This is a genomic window from Mongoliimonas terrestris, from assembly GCF_001927285.1.
Lineage (GTDB): Bacteria > Pseudomonadota > Alphaproteobacteria > Rhizobiales > Pleomorphomonadaceae > Chthonobacter > Chthonobacter terrestris.
In genome coordinates this window covers 24,956-42,401 of the sequence record NZ_MSIG01000012.1, presented here as the reverse complement: position 1 = coordinate 42,401, position 17,446 = coordinate 24,956, and the positions used below count along the sequence as shown (strand labels likewise).

General features: G+C 69.6%; 14 protein-coding genes. 8 read left to right on the top strand and 6 right to left on the bottom strand.

Features of this window, described 5'->3' with window-relative positions; genetic code table 11:
• The first annotated feature begins 150 nt into the window (after positions 1-150).
• The 7 genes from BUQ68_RS16590 (at position 151) to BUQ68_RS16560 (ending at position 10,061) form a co-directional block, all read left to right on the top strand.
• Positions 151-1,092, top strand: coding sequence for an acetamidase/formamidase family protein (locus BUQ68_RS16590; protein WP_075217123.1), 942 nt, complete (start codon positions 151-153; stop codon positions 1,090-1,092).
• Positions 1,093-1,343: 251 nt separating this feature from the next.
• Positions 1,344-2,312 carry an ABC transporter permease gene (locus BUQ68_RS16585; RefSeq protein ID WP_075217122.1) on the top strand — a complete coding sequence of 323 codons (969 nt, stop codon included), beginning with the start codon at positions 1,344-1,346 and terminating at the stop codon, positions 2,310-2,312.
• Between the two features lie 50 nt (positions 2,313-2,362).
• Complete coding sequence (locus tag BUQ68_RS16580) at positions 2,363-3,247, top strand: ABC transporter permease (RefSeq protein ID WP_075217121.1); 885 nt, start codon at positions 2,363-2,365, stop codon at positions 3,245-3,247.
• Positions 3,248-3,252: 5 nt separating this feature from the next.
• On the top strand, positions 3,253-5,094 hold the full coding sequence (locus BUQ68_RS16575; RefSeq protein WP_083656648.1) for a dipeptide ABC transporter ATP-binding protein: 1,842 nt from the start codon (positions 3,253-3,255) through the stop codon (positions 5,092-5,094).
• A gap of 82 nt (positions 5,095-5,176) precedes the next feature.
• On the top strand, positions 5,177-6,646 hold the full coding sequence (locus BUQ68_RS16570) for an MATE family efflux transporter (protein ID WP_075217120.1): 1,470 nt from the start codon (positions 5,177-5,179) through the stop codon (positions 6,644-6,646).
• A 310-nt stretch (positions 6,647-6,956) separates the two neighbouring features.
• Complete coding sequence (locus BUQ68_RS16565) at positions 6,957-8,543, top strand: ABC transporter substrate-binding protein (protein ID WP_075217119.1); 1,587 nt, start codon at positions 6,957-6,959, stop codon at positions 8,541-8,543.
• Between the two features lie 249 nt (positions 8,544-8,792).
• The gene (locus BUQ68_RS16560; protein WP_245293290.1) at positions 8,793-10,061 is read left to right on the top strand and encodes an ABC transporter substrate-binding protein; all 1,269 of its coding nucleotides are present in this window, start codon (positions 8,793-8,795) and stop codon (positions 10,059-10,061) included.
• A gap of 197 nt (positions 10,062-10,258) precedes the next feature.
• On the opposite strand, the gene BUQ68_RS16555 is transcribed toward BUQ68_RS16560, so the two are convergent.
• The 5 genes from BUQ68_RS16555 to BUQ68_RS16535 all read right to left on the bottom strand — a co-directional run bounded on the left by BUQ68_RS16555 (position 10,259) and on the right by BUQ68_RS16535 (position 15,493).
• Positions 10,259-10,459, bottom strand: coding sequence for a hypothetical protein (locus tag BUQ68_RS16555; protein WP_139315260.1), 201 nt, complete (start codon positions 10,457-10,459; stop codon positions 10,259-10,261).
• Positions 10,460-10,587: 128 nt separating this feature from the next.
• Positions 10,588-13,782, bottom strand: coding sequence for an efflux RND transporter permease subunit (locus tag BUQ68_RS16550; RefSeq protein ID WP_075217117.1), 3,195 nt, complete (start codon positions 13,780-13,782; stop codon positions 10,588-10,590).
• Positions 13,779-14,768, bottom strand: coding sequence for an efflux RND transporter periplasmic adaptor subunit (locus BUQ68_RS16545; protein ID WP_075217116.1), 990 nt, complete (start codon positions 14,766-14,768; stop codon positions 13,779-13,781). The genes BUQ68_RS16550 and BUQ68_RS16545 overlap by 4 nt, the downstream gene beginning before the upstream one ends.
• A 15-nt stretch (positions 14,769-14,783) precedes the next feature.
• Positions 14,784-14,984 carry a YgaP family membrane protein gene (locus BUQ68_RS16540; protein WP_075217115.1) on the bottom strand — a complete coding sequence of 67 codons (201 nt, stop codon included), beginning with the start codon at positions 14,982-14,984 and terminating at the stop codon, positions 14,784-14,786.
• 173 nt (positions 14,985-15,157) lie between these two features.
• Positions 15,158-15,493 carry a rhodanese-like domain-containing protein gene (locus BUQ68_RS16535; protein ID WP_075217114.1) on the bottom strand — a complete coding sequence of 112 codons (336 nt, stop codon included), beginning with the start codon at positions 15,491-15,493 and terminating at the stop codon, positions 15,158-15,160.
• 136 nt (positions 15,494-15,629) lie between these two features.
• On the opposite strand from BUQ68_RS16535, the gene BUQ68_RS16530 reads away from it, so the two are divergent.
• Positions 15,630-16,922: an NAD(P)/FAD-dependent oxidoreductase gene (locus BUQ68_RS16530; protein ID WP_075217113.1), complete on the top strand. Its 1,293-nt coding sequence runs from the start codon at positions 15,630-15,632 to the stop codon at positions 16,920-16,922.
• Positions 16,923-17,002: 80 nt separating this feature from the next.
• Here BUQ68_RS16530 and trxC read toward each other — a convergent pair whose 3' ends face one another.
• Positions 17,003-17,443, bottom strand: a complete 441-nt coding sequence (gene trxC, locus BUQ68_RS16525) for a thioredoxin TrxC (protein ID WP_075217112.1) — start codon at positions 17,441-17,443, stop codon at positions 17,003-17,005.
• Between the last annotated feature and the right edge of the window lie 3 nt (positions 17,444-17,446).

Below are 17,446 nucleotides of genomic sequence, written 5' to 3'. Positions count from 1 at the left end.
AGCGATTTCTTGTCGACCTGACGATTCCGTCCGGTCGGAAAGCGCTCTTGCGCGGCCGCGTCAGCGAACCGGCATCGGACTTGCATCGGCTGGCGGCAGCGGTGTCGCCGGCCCGCGCCCGTCAGTCCGACCATTTCGCCGAAAGCCCCCATGACCGATTTTCATCTTTCCGCCGGTGCGAAGACCTGCCACTGGGGCCACTTCGACGGGGGGCTTGCGCCCGTGCTCAGGGTGCCGGATGGCGCCACGGTGACCATCGACACGGTCACGGGCGCGCCCCAGTACCTGCCCCGCGGGCAGGGCTTCCGCATCCCGCCGGAGGTGCTGGAGGTGCATGCGCACGTTCCGCAGAAGATCGGCCCGCACATTCTCACCGGGCCGGTTTTTGTGGAGGGGGCGACGCCCGGGTCGGTGCTGGAGGTGCGGATCCTCGACGTGACGCTCTTCCAGGACTGGGGCTTCAACCTGATCCTGCCGACCGCCGGCACCTTGCCGCATGACTTCGACCGGATCACCTTCACGCTCATTCCGCTCGATGCGGAGACCATGACCGGCACCTTGCCCTGGGGCCTGAAGCTGCCGCTCCGACCCTTCTTCGGGGTGATGGGCGTCGCGCCGCCGCCGGCCTGGGGCGCCATCTCGTCGGCGCCGCCGCAGCCCTACGGCGGCAACCTGGACTGCAAGGAACTGGTCGCCGGCACAACGCTCTACCTGCCGGTCTTCACGGAAGGCGCGCTGTTTTCCTGCGGCGACGGCCACGGGGCGCAAGGCGACGGGGAGGTGAACATCACCGCCATCGAGACGGCGCTGACCGGCACCTTCCAGTTCGTGGTGCGGCACGACATGACGCTCGCCCACCCGCGCGCCGAGACGCCCACCCACTTCATCACCATGGGCCTCGACGCCAGCCTTGATGCCTGCGCGAAGATCGCGCTCCGGGACATGATCGCCCTCATCACCGAGCGGACCAGCCTCAGCCGCGAGGACGCCTACATGCTCTGCAGCCTCGCCGGCGACCTTCGGGTCACCCAGACCGTGAACGGCGTCAAAGGCATCCACATGATGCTGGAGAAGGCGCTGCTGAACGGCTGACGACGGCGTCGGGGCCGCAGGTGGCCGGCGGGTCGTCCGCGAACCGCCAAGGCCGCGGGATCGATCACGCATTGGCGCTAAAATAGCCATCCGAGCCCCTGGCGGCGGCAGCGGGCGGCCGAACAGTGCTCAGTTCATTGCCGATGGTCGGGAGCCGCCGCCCCGACCTATCGTCCTCTCCATGGTCGAGGCCGCCAGGACGGGTGGGCCGCCCGCGCACCGACAAGCGCGCGACCCGGAGGGGACGGCCCGTGAGCCTGCGCCTTTTGAAGCCGATCGCCACACGCCTCGGCGCCAACGTGGTGACGCTGATCGTGATCTCCATGGTGACCTTCGGGCTGATGAACCTGAAGGCTCCGGAGGACGTGGCGCGCAGCGTGCTCGGCCGCGAGGTCTCCGCCGCCCAGATCGCCGATTTCGTCGCCAAGAACGGGCTCGATGCGCCGGTCGCCGTCCGCTACGTGGACTGGATCTCCCGCTTCGCGATCGGCGACTTCGGCCATTCCATCGTCACCGGCCGCCCGGTCTCGAACGACGTGCTGACCCGGCTCAACCGCAGCCTCACACTCGCGGCCCTCGGCTCCCTGTTCGGCGTCGCCGCCGGCATCGTGATCGGCGTGCAGCTGGCGCTCCGGGCCGGCAGCAAGGCGGACTTTCGGGTCGTCACCGGGCTCCTGGTGATCGCCTCCATGCCGGAATTCCTCATCGGCATCGCGCTCTACCTCGTCTTCGTCGTTTGGCTCGGCTGGTTCCCGACCCAGGCCGGCATGGCCTTCTCGTTCGGCGACGCCTGGGCGCGGGCGATGACCTTCGTGCTGCCGGCCGCCACCATTGGGCTCCTCCTGATGCCGCACATCGCCCGGGTGGCGCGCGCCTCGGCGATCGAGGCCTTCGCCTCGCCCTATGTGGACGCGGCGCGTCTGCGCGGCCTTTCCGAGCGGCAGGTGAGCTGGGACCACGCGTTCCGCAACGCCGCCCTGCCGCTGATGAGCGTGATCGGGGTGAACCTCGTCTACGCCGTCTCCGGCGTCGTGGTGGTGGATTTCCTGTTCGGCTTCCCCGGCCTCGGCGCGCTCCTCGTCGCCTCCATCGGCAGCGGTGACGTCTTCACCACCCAGGCCATCGTCATGATGTTCGCCGTGGTGATCGTCGTCATCAACATCGCCGTCGACCTCGCCATGCTCTGGCTGAATCCCAAGGCGCGGTTCCGCGCCGCCTGATCCACACGCGGCGTCGCCCTGGCGCCGCCCATCCGCCGAGGGCTCCCCCCATGTCGCTCGTGCTTGCCGAGAGACCGATCGCCGACCGGGTGCCGATGTGGCGCCTGGTGCTGGCCGCGCGCGACGGCCGCGTGGGCGTGGCGCTCACCGGGGCGAGCCTCCTCCTCATCCTGGTCGGCCCGATGCTGGCGCCGTTCGATCCGACGGCGGTGAACCTCGCCCCGTCCAACCAGCCGCCGAGCATGGTGCATCTCCTCGGCACCGACCATCTCGGCCGCGACGTGTTCAGCCGCTTCCTCTGGGGCGGCCAGAGCATCCTGATGATCCCCCTGATGGCGGTGGTGCTCACCTATCTGACGGCGGGGCTGCTCAGCCTGGTGGCGGCCTACAAGGGCGGCTGGTTCGACCTCGTCGTCAGCCGCTTCTTCGAATTGCTGATGAGCCTGCCGGCGCTCCTGAAGATCCTCATCCTGGTCGCCGCCTTCGGGCCGTCGACCCCTGTGCTGGTCGCCGCCATCGCGCTCACCAACGCGCCGGGGGCGAGCCGGGTCATCCGCGGGGCGGTGCTCGGCGAAACCCAGGCGGATTACGTGCAGGCGGCCCAGGCGCGGGGCGAGGCGGCGCTCTCGGTCGTGACCCGCGAGATCCTGCCGAACATCCTCGGCCCGGTGTCGGTCGACTTCGCCCTCCGCATCACCTGGGGGATCATCGCGCTCTCCACCTTGAGCTTCCTCGGCCTCGGCGTGCAGCCGCCCCAGGCGGACTGGGGCCTGATGATCCAGGAGGCGCGGTCCTCCCTGCAGAAGGCGCCGCTCGTCGCCATCGTGCCGGCCATCGCCATCGCAAGCCTCTCCATCGGCCTCAACCTGACGGCCGACGCGGTGGTGCGCCAATTCACCGGCCGCACCGGCGCGGCCAGCGGACACGGAGCCTGATCCAGATGCTCGACATCGTCGACCCGCGCCCCGCCGCCGACCCGACCGACACCGCCGGGTCCTTCGATCCGCCGACCGCCGGCCTCGCCATCCGCGGCCTCACCGTGCGCTACGGCGGGCCGGAGCGGGCACCGACCGTCTGGTCGGTGGACCTCACCCTGGAGCCCGGCAAGATCCTCGGCCTTGCCGGCGAATCCGGCTGCGGCAAGTCCACCACCGCCAAGGCGGCGATCGGCTTCCGCCAGGGCAGCGAGACGGTGACCGGCCGCTCGCTCCTTGCCGGCACCGACGTGCTCGCCCTCGACCCGCTCGCCCGCCGCGCGCTCTGGGGCAACCGGGTCTCCTACGTGTCGCAGAGCGCCTCGCTCGCCCTCAACCCGGCCATGACGGTCGGCCGCCAGCTCGCCCAGCCGCTACGCCGCCACCGCGGGCTCTCCGGCGCGGCGCTGAAGCGGCGGATGCTGGAGCTGTTCACGCTCGTGGACATCCCCGATCCGGCGGTCGCCTTGAAGAAGTATCCGTTCCAATTCAGCGGCGGCCAGCAGCAGCGGGTGGCGCTCGCCATCGCGCTCTGCTGCGAGCCGGAGGTGCTGATCCTCGACGAGCCGACCACCGGCCTCGACGTCACCACCCAGGCCCGCATCTCCGCGCTCCTGCGCTCCATCGTGGACCGGACGCGGATCGCCGTCCTCTACGTCAGCCACAATCTGGCGCTCCTCGCCAATCTCGCCGACAGCCTCGCCGTCATGTACGCCGGCCAGATCGTGGAGCAGGGGCCGACGCCGGTGGTGCTGGCGCGGCCGCGCCACCCCTATACGAAAATCCTCCTCGGCCTCAGCCCGCGGCTGGAGGATCCCCGCCTTGTGCCGGGCATTCCCGGCCTGCCGCCCGCCGGTGCCGTTCTCGACGACTGCAGCTTCGCACCCCGCTGCCCCTATGCGGAGGCGGCCTGCTGCGGGGCGGCCGTGCCCGCCCGCCGGTTTCCCGGCGGCGTGGAGGCGCGCTGCCACCGGGCGGAGGCGCTTGCCGGGGGCGGACCGTCGCCCGTCGCGCTTTCGCGGGTGGCGATCCCGGACGCCGACCCGCTCCTCATCGTCGATCAGGTGGAGCTCCACTATCGCGGCGCGCCGCGGCCGTCCGTCGACAAGGTGTCGTTCAAGCTGAAGACCGGCGAGCGCATCGGCATCGTGGGCGAAAGCGGCAGCGGCAAGTCGTCGGTGCTGAAGATGATCTCCGGCCTCGTCGCCCCGACGGCCGGCTACATGCGCTTCGGCGACACCCGGCTCGACGCCCTCGCGGTGGACCGGCCGCGCTGGCTCTGCCGCGACATCCAGCTGGTGTTCCAGAACCCGGACGCCTCGCTCAATCCGCGCCACACCATCCGTCAGATCCTGATGCGCCCCTTGGTGCTCTTCCACGGCAAGCTTCCCGCCTCCGAGCGGGAGCGGCGGGTGCGCGAAAGCCTGGAGCGTGTGCGCCTGCCGGCCGCGTTCGCGGACCGCATGCCGCAGGAGCTCTCCGGCGGCCAGCGCCAGCGGGTGGCGATCGCGCGGGCCTTCCTGGCCTCGCCGAAGCTTCTCCTCTGCGACGAGGTCACCTCCGCCCTCGACGTGTCCGTCCAGGCGGCCGTCTTGGAGACGATCGCCGAGATCTCCGCGGATGCGGGCGTCGCCGTCGTCTTCGTCAGCCACGACCTTGCCGTGGTGCGCACCATCGCGGACCGCATCCTCGTCATGCGGAACGGTCAGGTGGTGGAGGCGCAGGACGCGGACGGGCTCTTCACCAACCCGCAGGAGCCCTACACCCGCGACCTGATCGCCGCCGTGCCGACCTTCGACCTCGCCTGACCCGCCCCCGACCGCACGCTCGTCGCGCCCGACCAACCGGCCGGGGCGGCCCGCTTCGCCTCCTCCAGACCGATGTGATCCCGTGCAGCGCCTTGATGATACCGTCAGCCTCCAGGCCCCGGAGGCCCTCGACCCGGACACCGCGCGCCATCGCCCGCCGCCGCTCCGGGGGGCGGAACCGCTCCGGACCCATGTGACCGAGACCATCTCGCTCGCCGGGCCGCTCGCCATGGGGCATCTCTCCCACCTCGCCATGTCGACGGCGACGCTGGTGATGTTCGGCTGGATCGGGTCCGACGTGCTGGCGGCCGGCGGGCTCGCCATCCGGGTGGCGGTCAGCACCAACATCCTTGCCGGCATCCTCCTGGTGGTCGGCGTCGCCGTGTCGGAGGCGCGTGGCGCCGGTGCGTCCGGCGGCGTGGCGAGCCTCTACTGGAACGGCCTCTACCTGACGCTCGCCCTGTCGCTGCTTTCGTTCGGCTGGATGACGGTGGCGCCCGGCCTTCTCCTGGCGCTCGGCCAGCCGCCGGAGATCGTGGCGGAGACGGAGCGCTGCCTCGACGTGATGCGCTGGGCCGAGGCGGCCAACATCCTCCGGCTCGGCCTGATGCGGAGCATCCTGCCGGTGCTCGGCATGGCGTGGATCCTTTATGCGCTGACGCCCATCGGTCTTGCCCTCTACACCGCCCTCGGCCTGTCGCTGGTCAACGGCTGGGCGGGCCTCCCCGAAATGGGCTGGATCGGCGTGCCGATCGCGCTCGTCATCACCAACGCTCTGACGGCGGTCGCCATGCTGTCGGCCGTGCACCTCGGCCCGGCGCGCCGGCAGGTGCCCTTCACCGGGTTCGATCCGGCGCCGCTTCGCACCACGCTGAAGGCCGGCTTTCCGATCGGCGTGATGCAGGGGGTCGACGGCATCTACTATCTGGTGATCACCCTCGTCATCGGGCAGTTCGGCGCCCCGGCGCTCGCCGCCCACCAGATCGCGCTCAACTTCGGCGGCGTCGCCTATGCGCTCGCGGCTTCCTGCGGCGACGCGGCGGCGCTCCGCATCGCCTTCCGGCGCGGCGCGCGGGCCTACGGGGAAGCGCGCACGGCGGGCCTCGTCGGCATCGTGCTCGGCGTCACCTCCATGGGCAGCGTCGGGGTGCTGCTCTACGTCATGCCGGATCCCTTCATCGGCGTCTTCATGGACCTCTCCGATCCCGCCAACGCGGAGACGCTGGCCATCACCCGGTCGCTCCTTCTCCTGTCGGCGCTCTTCATCATCGCCGACGGCTTCTACGGCACCGGCATGGGCGTCCTCCGCGGCCACAACGACAACCGCTATGCCATGAAGATCGTCGTCTGCACCTACTGGGGCCTCGGTCTGCCGCTCGGCTTCCTCCTCTCCATGGGCCTTGGCCTGGAGGTGGTGGGTATCTGGTGCGGCCTCGTCGCGGGTCCTGTGACGGTCGGGGCGTTCCTGATGATGCGCTACAACCGCCTGAGCCTCGCCAACCTGCCGTCCGGGGCGGCGACCGAGCCGCGGCGCCTGGCCGAGGTCGGCTGAACCGGCGGGGCGGCGGGGATGCGGTGGCCGACGATGCGTCCATCTGGTCTCGACCGTTCAGTCAAAACAGCCACCTCTCGGTGTAGATCATGGACCCCTTTCATGGCATGATCGTATACAATTGCGATTTGTCGAACATTTCAGGAAGTGTAGGCTTTTAATCCGAAGATTGAGCCTGTGTTATTTCTGGACTTGTGCTCAAGATTCAGTCGGCCCGCGGGCGCTCGGACGGTTTGATTGTTGGTGATGGTTGCTTGTGCGGCAATGGGTTTGGATCGCCCATCCAAGAACAGCCGTGTGGGGTCCATCCATGTTGCCGACCGAGCCTGCCGCCGACCGCCTTGAAGCCGACGTCCTCACCTTCGACCGCCGCAGCTTCCTCGCCGCCGTCATGGCCTTCGGCGCCGGGACCGCCTTGATGAGCGTCGGCCTCGGCCCGGCCGCCGCGGCGCCCGGCGGCGTCATCCGGTTCGGCATCGGCGACAGCTTTGCCGGCGAAAAGCTCGACCCGGCCACCGTGCAGAACGGCGGCAGCCTCGAACTGGTCGCGGTCATCTACGAGACGCTGGTCCGCCGCGGCCCGGACTGGACGTTCAAGCCCTGGCTGGCGGAAAGCTGGACCCTCAGCGACGACGCCAAGACCTGGACCTTCACGCTTCGCAAGGGCGTGCTCTTCCACGACGGGTCGCCGCTGACCACCAAGGACGTGGTCTACACGATCAAGCGCCACCTGGACGAAACCCTCGGCTCGGCGCTGCAGAAGCGGCTCTCGGCCAGCTTCACGCCGGACGGTCTGGAGATCGTCGACGACCACGTGTTCAAGATCAACATGACGCGGCCGGACACGCTTCTGGTGGAGTCCTTCTCCCGCTTCATCATCGGCATCATCAAGGAGGGCACGGTCGGCGAGGTGGACGTGTCCACCGCGGTCGGCACCGGCCCGTTCAAGCTTACCGCCTTTGCGCCCGGCGAGGCCTGGGAGGTGGAGCGTTTCGAAGGCTACTGGATGGAGGGCGTTCCGGCCGCCGAGAAGATCCAGTGCGTCTACATCCCCGACCAGAGCGCCAAGGTGCAGGCGGTGACCTCCGGCGCCATGGACATCGTCGACGGCGTCGACGCTGCGGTGCTGAAGGACCTCAAGACCGACCCGAGCGTGCGCATCGCCTTCCTGCCGAACGCCCAGTACTGGGGCATCTTCCTCAGCCAGGAGGCCAAGCCCTTCGACGACGTTCGGGTCCGGCGCGCCATCAAGCTGGCGGTCGACCGCAAGCTGATCCTGGACACCGTCTACCAGGGCAACGGCACCATCACCCCGGACGTCCCCGTGCCGCCGGGCGACCCGATCTTCCCGGAGGCGATGGGCGACGGGGCGCAGGACATCGAGGCCGCCAAGGCGCTCCTCGCCGAGGCCGGCTATCCGGACGGCATCGAGTTCGAACTGTTCACCTCGCCGCTTCTCCCCGGCATGGTGGACCTTGCCGTGGTGTTCGCCGAAAGCGTCAAGCCGGCGGGCATCAAGGTCAGCGTCAACCAGTGGCCGACCAGCACCTACTGGGACCAGATCTGGCTGAAGCGCCCCGCCTACGTGGACTACATGAACCGGCGCAACGCCCACGACGCCATGGACCTGACGTTTGCGAACGGCAGCCCCTACAACGGCAGCAAGTTCGATCCGGACGGCGCGCTCCGGGCCGCCATCGAGGCGGCGATCGGCGAGCCGGACAAGGAGAAGCAGGTGACGCTCTACAAGGCGGCGCTGACCCGGGTGGCGATGGAATCCGGCACGGTCATCCCGTGCTACGTCCACCAGCACTCGGTGCTGAACGCGGCGGTCGCGGGCAACCCCTACGAGTGGGAGATGCCGCGCTCGCTGTTCGCCCTCGCCAAGGAGGCCTGAGCGGCCCTGCTCATCCGAGGAAACCGACCACGAGCCCGGGCCGCGGCGAACGCCGCGCCCGGGCTTTCTCTCATGGTCGTAACGCTCCGAACCAGGTGCCGACCGCGTCGGACCCAGCCGCCTGCTTTCCAAGTCGAATCTTGCCGATTTGTAATTTGAACGCCGCCGCCCCTAGGCCGACCCTCCGGCCATTCGCGAACGCCGCGCAAGAAACCGGACCCTCCAAGGCCCGGGTAGGGAGGTAGACAGATGAACGTTCGTTGGACGATGAACCGTGTGGTCCCGGCTGTGGCGGTGATCCTGGCGATGGCCGGGACGTTGGCCCCGGCGGGCGCCCAGTCCACCGCGCCCGCGACCGAAGGCGCGCCGGCGGCCGCGCGGCCCAAGAAGCAGGCGCCGGAGCCGATCGAGGTTCGGATCGGGCACATCCGGTGGTCCAAGCCCTACGTCACCCTGTCGCTGTCCAAGATGCCGCCGAAGGACGACGGCATCGCCGGGGCGCTCATGGCCGTGGAGGACAACAACACCACCGGCCGCTTCACCGGCCACAACTTCACCCTCGACACCCGCGAGGTGGAGACGCCGGAGGCGGCGCTTGCGGCGGCCACCGAACTGGAGGCGGCCGGCGCGGCCTTCATCCTCGCCGACGTTCCGGCGGACGTGCTCCTATCCCTGTCGGATGCCTCCGGTGCGGAGAACCGCTTCATCTTCAACGTCGCCGCCAAGGAGGACGCCCTTCGCGGCGCCTCCTGCCGCGCCAACATCATCCACACGGTGCCGAGCTACGCCATGCTGGCGGACGGCCTTGCCCAGTATCTCGTCTGGAAGCAGTGGCCGCGCTGGTTCCTGCTGACCGGGGCGCTCCCCCAGGACAAGCTCTGGTCCGACGCGCTGAAGCGGGCGGCGACCCGGTTCGGCGCCGAGATCGTCGAGGAGCGCGAATACCAGGAGCGCGACACCGCCCGGCGCACCGACACCGGCCACGTGCAGGTGCAGCGCCAGCTGCCGGTGTTCACCCAGAACGCCCCCGACCACGACGTGGTGGTGGTCGCCGACGAGAGCGAGATCTTCGGCGAATACGTCCCCTACCGCACCTGGACGCCGCGCCCCGTCGCCGGCTCCGGCGGCCTGCAGCCGACCAACTGGAGCGAGGACCACGAGCAGTGGGGCGCCTACCAGCTCCAGAACCGGTTCGTGGACCTCAACAAGCGCCGCATGCGGTCGCGCGACGGCAGCGCCTGGCTGGCCGTGCGGATGATCGGCGAGGCCGCCACACGGACGAAGTCCGGAGACAAGGCGACGCTGATTTCCTACATGCGCGGACCCGATCTCGGCGTGGCGGCTTTCAAGGGCAGCAAGCTGACCGTCCGGTCCTGGGACAACCAGGTCCGTCAGCCCGTTCTCCTGGCCGACGGCAACACGGTCGTCTCGGTCTCGCCGCAGGAAGGCTTCCTGCACCAGAACACCGAACTCGACACGCTCGGCTACGACGAGCCCGAGACCGAGTGCAAGTTCTGATCCGGTGATCGGCGGGATGCCGGCGGACGGTCAACGTCCGCCGTCGCATTCGTGCACGGTCGGGAGTTCGGTCGTCGCTGGTCTGCCTGGCGAATTCGGCAGCCGCGCTTGCGCCTCCGCCAATCAGCCGACCCGTCATCCGCTCCGGGATCCGGTCGCCGTCCACCGACGTGAACGGGTTTGCGGGGCTTGAACGGTCAGGTGGATGATGTCTTGGGGGTGGAGGCGGTCCTGAGGGTGAAGGTGTAGACGATCGCCATCAGCACACCGAAGACGACACCCACGGTCACGAGCGCCAGAACGGCGATGGCTCCCTTCAGAAGAGAAAACAGGAGCTCCAGCGCCGTGCCGGCAAAGAGCCAGAAAGCAGCGAACCGACGTCTGCGATAATCAGTCATGGTGTCAGGCCCCAACCCTTGGGAAAATCTACCATGGCCCCCTTGCCGCTTCAATGACGATGCCCATTGCGGAGGCATGATTTGCGGCTGGTCACCGGACCTATGATCTTCCCTGGTTGGTGCGTGGATCAGGTCCGCAACACCCGGTAGATGGCCGGGATCACCAGCACGGTCAGGAGGGTCGAGGAGGCGAGTCCGAACAGGAGGGAAATGGCAAGGCCCTGGAAAATCGGGTCGGTCAGAATCACCGCCGCGCCGATCATCGCGGCGAGCGCGGTGAGGAGAATGGGCTTGAAGCGGATGGATCCCGCCTCGATCAGCACCTCCGTCAACGGCCGGTCCGGGCTCTCCGCGTGCTTGACGAAGTCCACGAGGAGGATCGAGTTGCGCACGATGATGCCGGCGAGCGCGATGAAGCCGATCATCGACGTGGCCGAGAAGGGCGCCCCGAACAGCCAGTGGCCGCCGAGGATGCCGATGAAGGTCAGCGGCACCGGTGTCAGGATGACGAGCGGCAGGCGGAACGAGCCGAACTGCGCCACCACCAGGATGTAGATGCCGAGGAGCGCCACGCCGAAGGCGGCGCCCATGTCGCGGAAGGTGACCCAGGTCACCTCCCACTCGCCGTCCCAGAGAAGAGTCGGGACGCTCTCGTCGGTCGGCTGGCCATTGAGCGCGATCACGGGTTTCTGCAGTCCCGTCCAGTCCATGGCGTCGATTGCCGCCTGCACGGCCAGCATGCCGTAGAGCGGCGCCTCGAAATCGCCCGCGAGCTCCGCCGTCACCATCTCGGCGTACCGGCCGTTGTGGCGGAAGATCGGGAAGGAGGCTGTCTCTTCCTGGAGCCGGATCACGTCGCCGAGTTCCACCACGCCCCGGTCGCCCGGCAGCACGTTGGCCGGGATCGGGGTGGAGAGGAAACGCTCGCCGAGCACGGTCTCGCCCTTCGGCCGCTGCAGCACGATCGGGATGGGCGTGCGCCCGCCGCCCCGGTGGGAATAGCCCACGGTGGTGGTGCCGTTGAGGAGCGACAGCGTGTCGAACACGTCGCTCTCCTCCACGTGGAAGAACTCCAGGTCGTCGGTGGAGACGGTCGCCCGCACCCGCAGGGCGGGGGCGCCGAAGGAATTGTCCACGTCCACCACGAAGGGCACGGACCGGAAGGCGTCCTCCACCTTCCTGGCGGTCGCCCGGCGGGTCTCCGGGTCCGGGCCATAGATCTCGGCGAGGAGCGTCGCCATCACGGGCGGGCCCGGCGGCGGCTCCACCACCTTCAGCGAGGTGCCGGCCGGAACGGGGAGGGCGGCGATCCGCGCGCGAAGGTCGAGCGCGATCGTGTGGCTCGCCCGCTCCCGGTCGGCCTTCGGCGACAGGTTGACCTGAGCGTCGCCGAGATGCGGTTCGGCGCGCAGATAGGAGTGGCGGACAAGGCCGTTGAAGTTGAACGGCGCCGCGGTTCCGGCGTGGGTCTGCACCGACACCACCTCCGGCAGATCGAGCGCCACCTCGGCCACCGCCTGGGCGACCGCGTCGGTCGCCTCCACGGACGCGCCCTCCGGCAGGTCGATCATCACGGCGAGCTCCGACTTGTTGTCGAAGGGCAGCAGCTTGACGGTCACGTCCTTGGTGTAGAAGAGCGCCAGCGAACCGAGCGTCAGCACGCCCACCACCAGGAGGAAGGCCCAGCTCGCCGCCTTCGACGAGAGGACCGGCCGGGCGACGGCCGCATAGGCCCGGCCGAGCGCGCCGCCGGTGTTGTCATGCCCGCCGCCATGGCCGTGCACGGGCGCGCGGCCGGCCACCTTCACCATCAGCCACGGCGTGACGATGACCGCCACGAAGAAGGAGAAGATCATCGCCGCCGAGGCGTTCGACGGGATCGGGCTCATGTAGGGGCCCATCAGGCCCGACACGAACAGCATGGGCAGCAGCGCGGCCACCACGGTCAGGGTCGCCACGATGGTCGGGTTGCCCACCTCGGCCACCGCCTCGATGGCGGCGGTGCTCCGGTCGCGGCCGTCGCCCATCGCCCAGTGGCGGGCGATGTTCTCGATCACCACGATGGCGTCGTCGACCAGGATGCCGATGGAGAAGATGAGCGCGAACAGCGAGACCCGGTTCAGCGTGTAGCCCATCACGTTCGCCGCAAAGAGCGTGAGCAGGATGGTCATCGGGATCACGATGGCCACCACCAGCGCCTCCCGCCGGCCGATCGCCAGCCAGACCAGGGCGATGATGGAGAGCGTGGCAAGACCCAGGTGGAAGAGGAGCTCGTTCGCCTTCTCGTTGGCGGTCTCGCCGTAGTCGCGCGTGACCTCGACGGCGACGCCCTCCGGGATCAGCGAGCCCTCAAGACCTTCCACCCGGTGCAGGATCTCCTCGGCCACGGTCACGGCGTTGGACCCGGCGCGCTTGGCGACGGCGAGCGTCACGGCCGGCATGCGGCGGATCCCGCCGTCCTCCGAGAGGGTCACGGTCGCCACATGCAGGTCGGCCGTGTCGGTGACGAAGTCCACATCCGCCACGTCGCGCACGTAGACCGGCCGGCCGTCGCGGGTGGTGAGGAGGAGGTTGCCGATGGCGGCGGGGGTCTGCAGCGTCTCGCCCGCCACCACGTCGATCTGGCCGCCGCCGTCGCGGACGCGGCCGGTCGGGAAGGCGCGGTTGGCGCCGGTGACCTTGGCGGAGAGCTGCTGCAGCGTCACCCCGGCGAGCGCCAGGCGCTCCGGATCCGGCGCGATGCGGATGGCCTCCCCAGTCTCGCCCACCAGATAGGTGAGGCCGACATTCTCCACCTTGGCGATCTCGGTGCGCAGCTCCCGGGCGATGCGGGTGAGGTCGTTGGCGGTGATGCGGTCGCCGCCCTCCGGCGTCGGCGACAGGGTGAGCGCCACGATGGCCACGTCGTCGATGCCGCGGCCGACGATGCGCGGCTCCGCGATGCCGACGGGGATGCGATCCAGATTGGCGCGCAGCCGGTCGTGCACCCGGAGCACGGCCGCATCCGACGAGGTGCCGACGAGGAAGCGCGCCGTGACCATGACGGCGTCGTCGCGGGTCTGGGAGTAGACGTGCTCCACCCCGTCGATCGCCTTGACGATGGTCTCCAGCGGCTCGGTGACGAGCTTCACCGCATCCTCGGCGCGAAGGCCGGGCGCCGCCACATGGATGTCCACCATGGGCACGGAGATCTGCGGCTCCTCCTCGCGCGGCAGCGTCAGGAGGGCGACGAGACCCATGGCAAGGGCCGCCACCAGGAAGAGGGGCGTGAGCGCCGAGCCGATGAAGGCGCGCGTCAGGCCGCCAGCGATGCCGAGTTTCATGGCAGGACCACCTCGTCGCCGCCGGCAAGGCCGGTGAGCACCTCGACGTCGCCGCCGCGCGCCTCGCCGAGAACCACCGTCCGCTCGGCGGTGCCCGTGCTCGTCTGCACGCGGACGAAATCGAGCCCGGATCGGGTGACGACGGCCGCCTGCGGCACCAGAAGAGCCTCCCGCGAACCGATCGGCACCCGCACCAGAAGGCGCGCGTCCACGAAGGCGGTGGGCAGGGCGTCCACCTCCACGTCGGCGATGACGCGGCCGTTCTCGATCTGCGGATAGATCTTGGCGAGACGGCCGGTGGACACGTCCGTGCCGGTCTCGATCTCCAGTTCCGCCCCCTGGCGGAGCGTGCCCGCGTGCCGCTCCGGGATGGCGAGGCGGAGGAAGAAGCCACCGCCGCCGATGGTGGCGATCGCCTCGCCGGGCATCACGACGGCGCCGCTCGTCACCGGAACCGTGAGCACCATGCCGGCGGTCGGCGCGATGACGGCGCCTTCCTGCCCCTGCTGGACGATCACCTGCCGGTCCGCCTCCGCCGCCGCGATCTCGTTGCGGAGCACGTCGGTCTGGGTGCGCAACTGGTCCAGCCGCTGCGCGGTGGCGACGCCGCGCTCCACCAGGGTCTGGCCCCGGCCGAGTTCGGCGATGGCATTCTCCAGCTGGGCGTTGAGCGCGCGCAGCTTGGCGTCGAGCGCGCTCACCTGGAACTCGATCTTGTCGTCCCGCACGGTCGCCAGGGTCTGGCCGGCGCTTACCGTGTCGCCCTCGGCCACCTCCAGCGACACCAGCGTGCCGCCGATCCGCGCGCGGGCCGGCACCGTGTCGCGCGCCTCCACCCGGCCGTAGACCGCCTTCCACTCGGGGATGGTCACGGGGTTGACCACCAGCGTGGCCGCGCGCGCCGCCGGCACCGCAAGGCCGGGCATCGCGGACGTGAGGGCGGTGGCCAGAAAAAGGGCGGCGAACCGGACGGGATACGAACGCATCAAGCCTCTCCCGTGTCAGAAGGCGGTGCCGGGCTTCACGCCGAGCGCCTTGAAGATCATCGCGGCCGGGCAGAAGCCGGTGAAGGCCGACTGGAGCATGTTGAGGCCGATGAAGACGGTGAACCACACGAAGTGCGGCGACACGGTCGCGGTGAGCAGGACCGAGACGAGCACCATCACGCCGGCAAAAGCGAGAACCATCCTGTCGAGAGTCATGGCAGCCTCCTTAGGTTTGTAATTCAGTAGATACTAATATACTGAGCAAAACGCAAGCGCATTGTCCGCCGTCGTCGGCGGCCGACGCGGGCGCGACAGCGCTCCCCAACAGCCGGCCGGATCCGACCGAGCGAACCCGGCCGAGCGGCCATGCACGGTGTCGGGAAAGCGCCTCAGCGTGTGACCGGAAAGCCCTGGTGCCGCCACAGACCGAAGCCGCCGGCCATGTGGGTGTCGTGCGCAAGCCCGAGCCGTCGGCAGAGGCTAACCGCCTGCGCCGATCGGGCGCCCGACAGGCAGTAGAACACCACCGGCCGGTCCGTCGGCAGCGATGCGGCATCCGTGGCGAGGCGCGACAGCGGCGCGTGCACCGCGCCCGGGACATGCCCACCCGCCCATTCGCCCGCCTCGCGCACATCCACGAGCAGGATGGTGCCAGCTTCCGCCGCTGTGCGGGCCTCCGCGGGGGAGAGGGTGGCGATCGGGGATCTACGACCAAGGCCGAACATGGACGACTCCGAATAGAATTTGTATCTTCGTATCATCTAATATACTGTTGGTTCAGGTGCCGCAAGGTCGCGCTGACGGTTCGATCCGTCGCCGATCGGATCGCCAGGACGGCGCCGTCACTTTGGGGAGGACGACATGGCACGCGTTGCGGTTCTGGGCGCCGGTCTCGGCGGCGTCATCATGGCCTACGAGCTACGGGACGTGCTCGGGAAAGGCCACGAGGTGGTGGTGGTCAACAAGGGCTCCACCTACAGCTTCGTGCCGTCCAACCCCTGGGTGGCGGTCGGCTGGCGGGACAAGACCGCCATCGAGGTCGACCTGGCGCCGGTGTTCGCCCGGCGCGACATTGAACTCCATCCGCAGGGAGCGGCCCGCCTCCATCCGGCGGAGAACCGGATCGACCTCACCGACGGCACGTCCGTTTCCTACGACTACTGCGTCATCGCCACCGGCCCGGACCTCGCCTTCGACGAGATCGAGGGCCTCGGCCCGGAGGGCTTCACCCAGTCCATCTGCCACGTCGACCATGCCCTGAAGGCCAAGGAGGCGTTCGACACCCTCGTCCGCAACCCCGGACCGGTGATCATCGGCGCCGCCCAGGGCGCCTCCTGCTACGGCCCGGCCTACGAGTTCACCTTCGTGCTCGACAAGGCGCTCCGCGACGCCAAGGTGCGCGACCGGGTGCCGATGACCTTCGTCACCGCCGAGCCCTATATCGGCCACCTCGGCCTCGACGGCGTCGGCGACACCAAGTCGCTGCTCGAAAGCGAGATGCGCCAGCATCACGTGAAGTGGATCACCAGCGCCCGCATCGACAAGGTGGACGCCGGGCAGATGACGGTGAGCGAGATCGCCGACGACGGGTCGGTCAAGGCGGTCCACAGCCTGCCGTTCCGCTATTCGATGATCCTGCCGGCCTTCCGCGGGGTGTCGGCGGTGCGCGGCATCGAGGGGCTCACCAACCCGCGCGGCTTCATCCTGGCCGACCGGCACCAGCGCAACCCCGCCTTCGGCAACATCTTCTCGGTCGGCGTCTGCGTCGCCATCCCGCCGGTCGGCAAGACGCCGGTGCCCGTGGGCGTGCCGAAGACCGGCTTCATGATCGAGAGCATGGTCACCGCCACGGCGCACAACATCGGCCGGCTGGTGGAGGGCAAGGCGCCGGACGCGGAGGCCACCTGGAACGCGGTCTGCCTCGCCGACTTCGGCGACGGCGGCGTCGCCTTCGTGGCGCAGCCGCAGATCCCGCCGCGCAACGTCAACTGGTCGTCGTCGGGCAAGTGGGTGCACGCGGCCAAGATCGGCTTCGAGAAGTACTTCCTGCACAAGATCCGGCAGGGCAAGTCCGAGCCCTTCGACGAGCGCCTCGCCCTGCAGGCCCTCGGCATCGACAAGCTGAAGGCGGTCCGCTTCGACGAACCGGTCTGACGGGCGACAGGCCGGCGCGTGCCTAAGGGCGGCGCCGGCCACCGGTCCGACCAGTCAATTCGGCCAGTCGACTCGGCCAGTCAGGCGCCCGCGTGCGCCTCCACCCAGCGGCGGATCTGCGGCGCCGTCTGGGCGCCGGCCTGGCGGGCGATCTCGCGCCCGCCGCGAAACAGGATGAGCGTCGGAATGGAGCGGATGCCGAGCCCGCCGGCCGCCTCGCTCTCCCGGTCCGTGTCGAGCTTCAGGAAGCGCGCCCGCGTGGCAAGCCCCGCCGCCGCTTCGGCGAAGGCGGGCGCCATCATCCGGCAGGGGCCGCACCAGGTGGCCCAGCAGTCCACCACCACCGGCAGGTCCGAGCGCGCCACGTGGCGGCGCAGATCCTCGCCCGTCACGTCGATCGGTGTGCCGGGGAAGAGCGCGGCGCCGCACTTGGGGCAACGCGCCGCGGGGGCATCCTTGAGGCGGTCGTCCGGAACCCGGTTGACCGCCGCGCAGGCGGGGCAGACCACGTGGACCGGCATGGC

Bases quoted from the DNA above. Each gene is read 5' to 3' on its own strand.
- BUQ68_RS16555 (WP_139315260.1), bottom strand. From the start codon at position 10,459: ATGACTGATTATCGCAGACGTCGGTTCGCTGCTTTCTGGCTCTTTGCC.
- BUQ68_RS16590 (WP_075217123.1), top strand. From the start codon at position 151: ATGACCGATTTTCATCTTTCCGCCGGTGCGAAGACCTGCCACTGGGGC.
- BUQ68_RS16540 (WP_075217115.1), bottom strand. From the start codon at position 14,984: ATGACTCTCGACAGGATGGTTCTCGCTTTTGCCGGCGTGATGGTGCTC.
- BUQ68_RS16535 (WP_075217114.1), bottom strand. From the start codon at position 15,493: ATGTTCGGCCTTGGTCGTAGATCCCCGATCGCCACCCTCTCCCCCGCG.
- BUQ68_RS16575 (WP_083656648.1), top strand. From the start codon at position 3,253: ATGCTCGACATCGTCGACCCGCGCCCCGCCGCCGACCCGACCGACACC.
- BUQ68_RS16560 (WP_245293290.1), top strand. From the start codon at position 8,793: ATGAACGTTCGTTGGACGATGAACCGTGTGGTCCCGGCTGTGGCGGTG.
- BUQ68_RS16580 (WP_075217121.1), top strand. From the start codon at position 2,363: ATGTCGCTCGTGCTTGCCGAGAGACCGATCGCCGACCGGGTGCCGATG.
- BUQ68_RS16545 (WP_075217116.1), bottom strand. From the start codon at position 14,768: ATGCGTTCGTATCCCGTCCGGTTCGCCGCCCTTTTTCTGGCCACCGCC.
- BUQ68_RS16565 (WP_075217119.1), top strand. From the start codon at position 6,957: ATGTTGCCGACCGAGCCTGCCGCCGACCGCCTTGAAGCCGACGTCCTC.
- BUQ68_RS16530 (WP_075217113.1), top strand. From the start codon at position 15,630: ATGGCACGCGTTGCGGTTCTGGGCGCCGGTCTCGGCGGCGTCATCATG.
- trxC (WP_075217112.1), bottom strand. From the start codon at position 17,443: ATGCCGGTCCACGTGGTCTGCCCCGCCTGCGCGGCGGTCAACCGGGTT.
- BUQ68_RS16550 (WP_075217117.1), bottom strand. From the start codon at position 13,782: ATGAAACTCGGCATCGCTGGCGGCCTGACGCGCGCCTTCATCGGCTCG.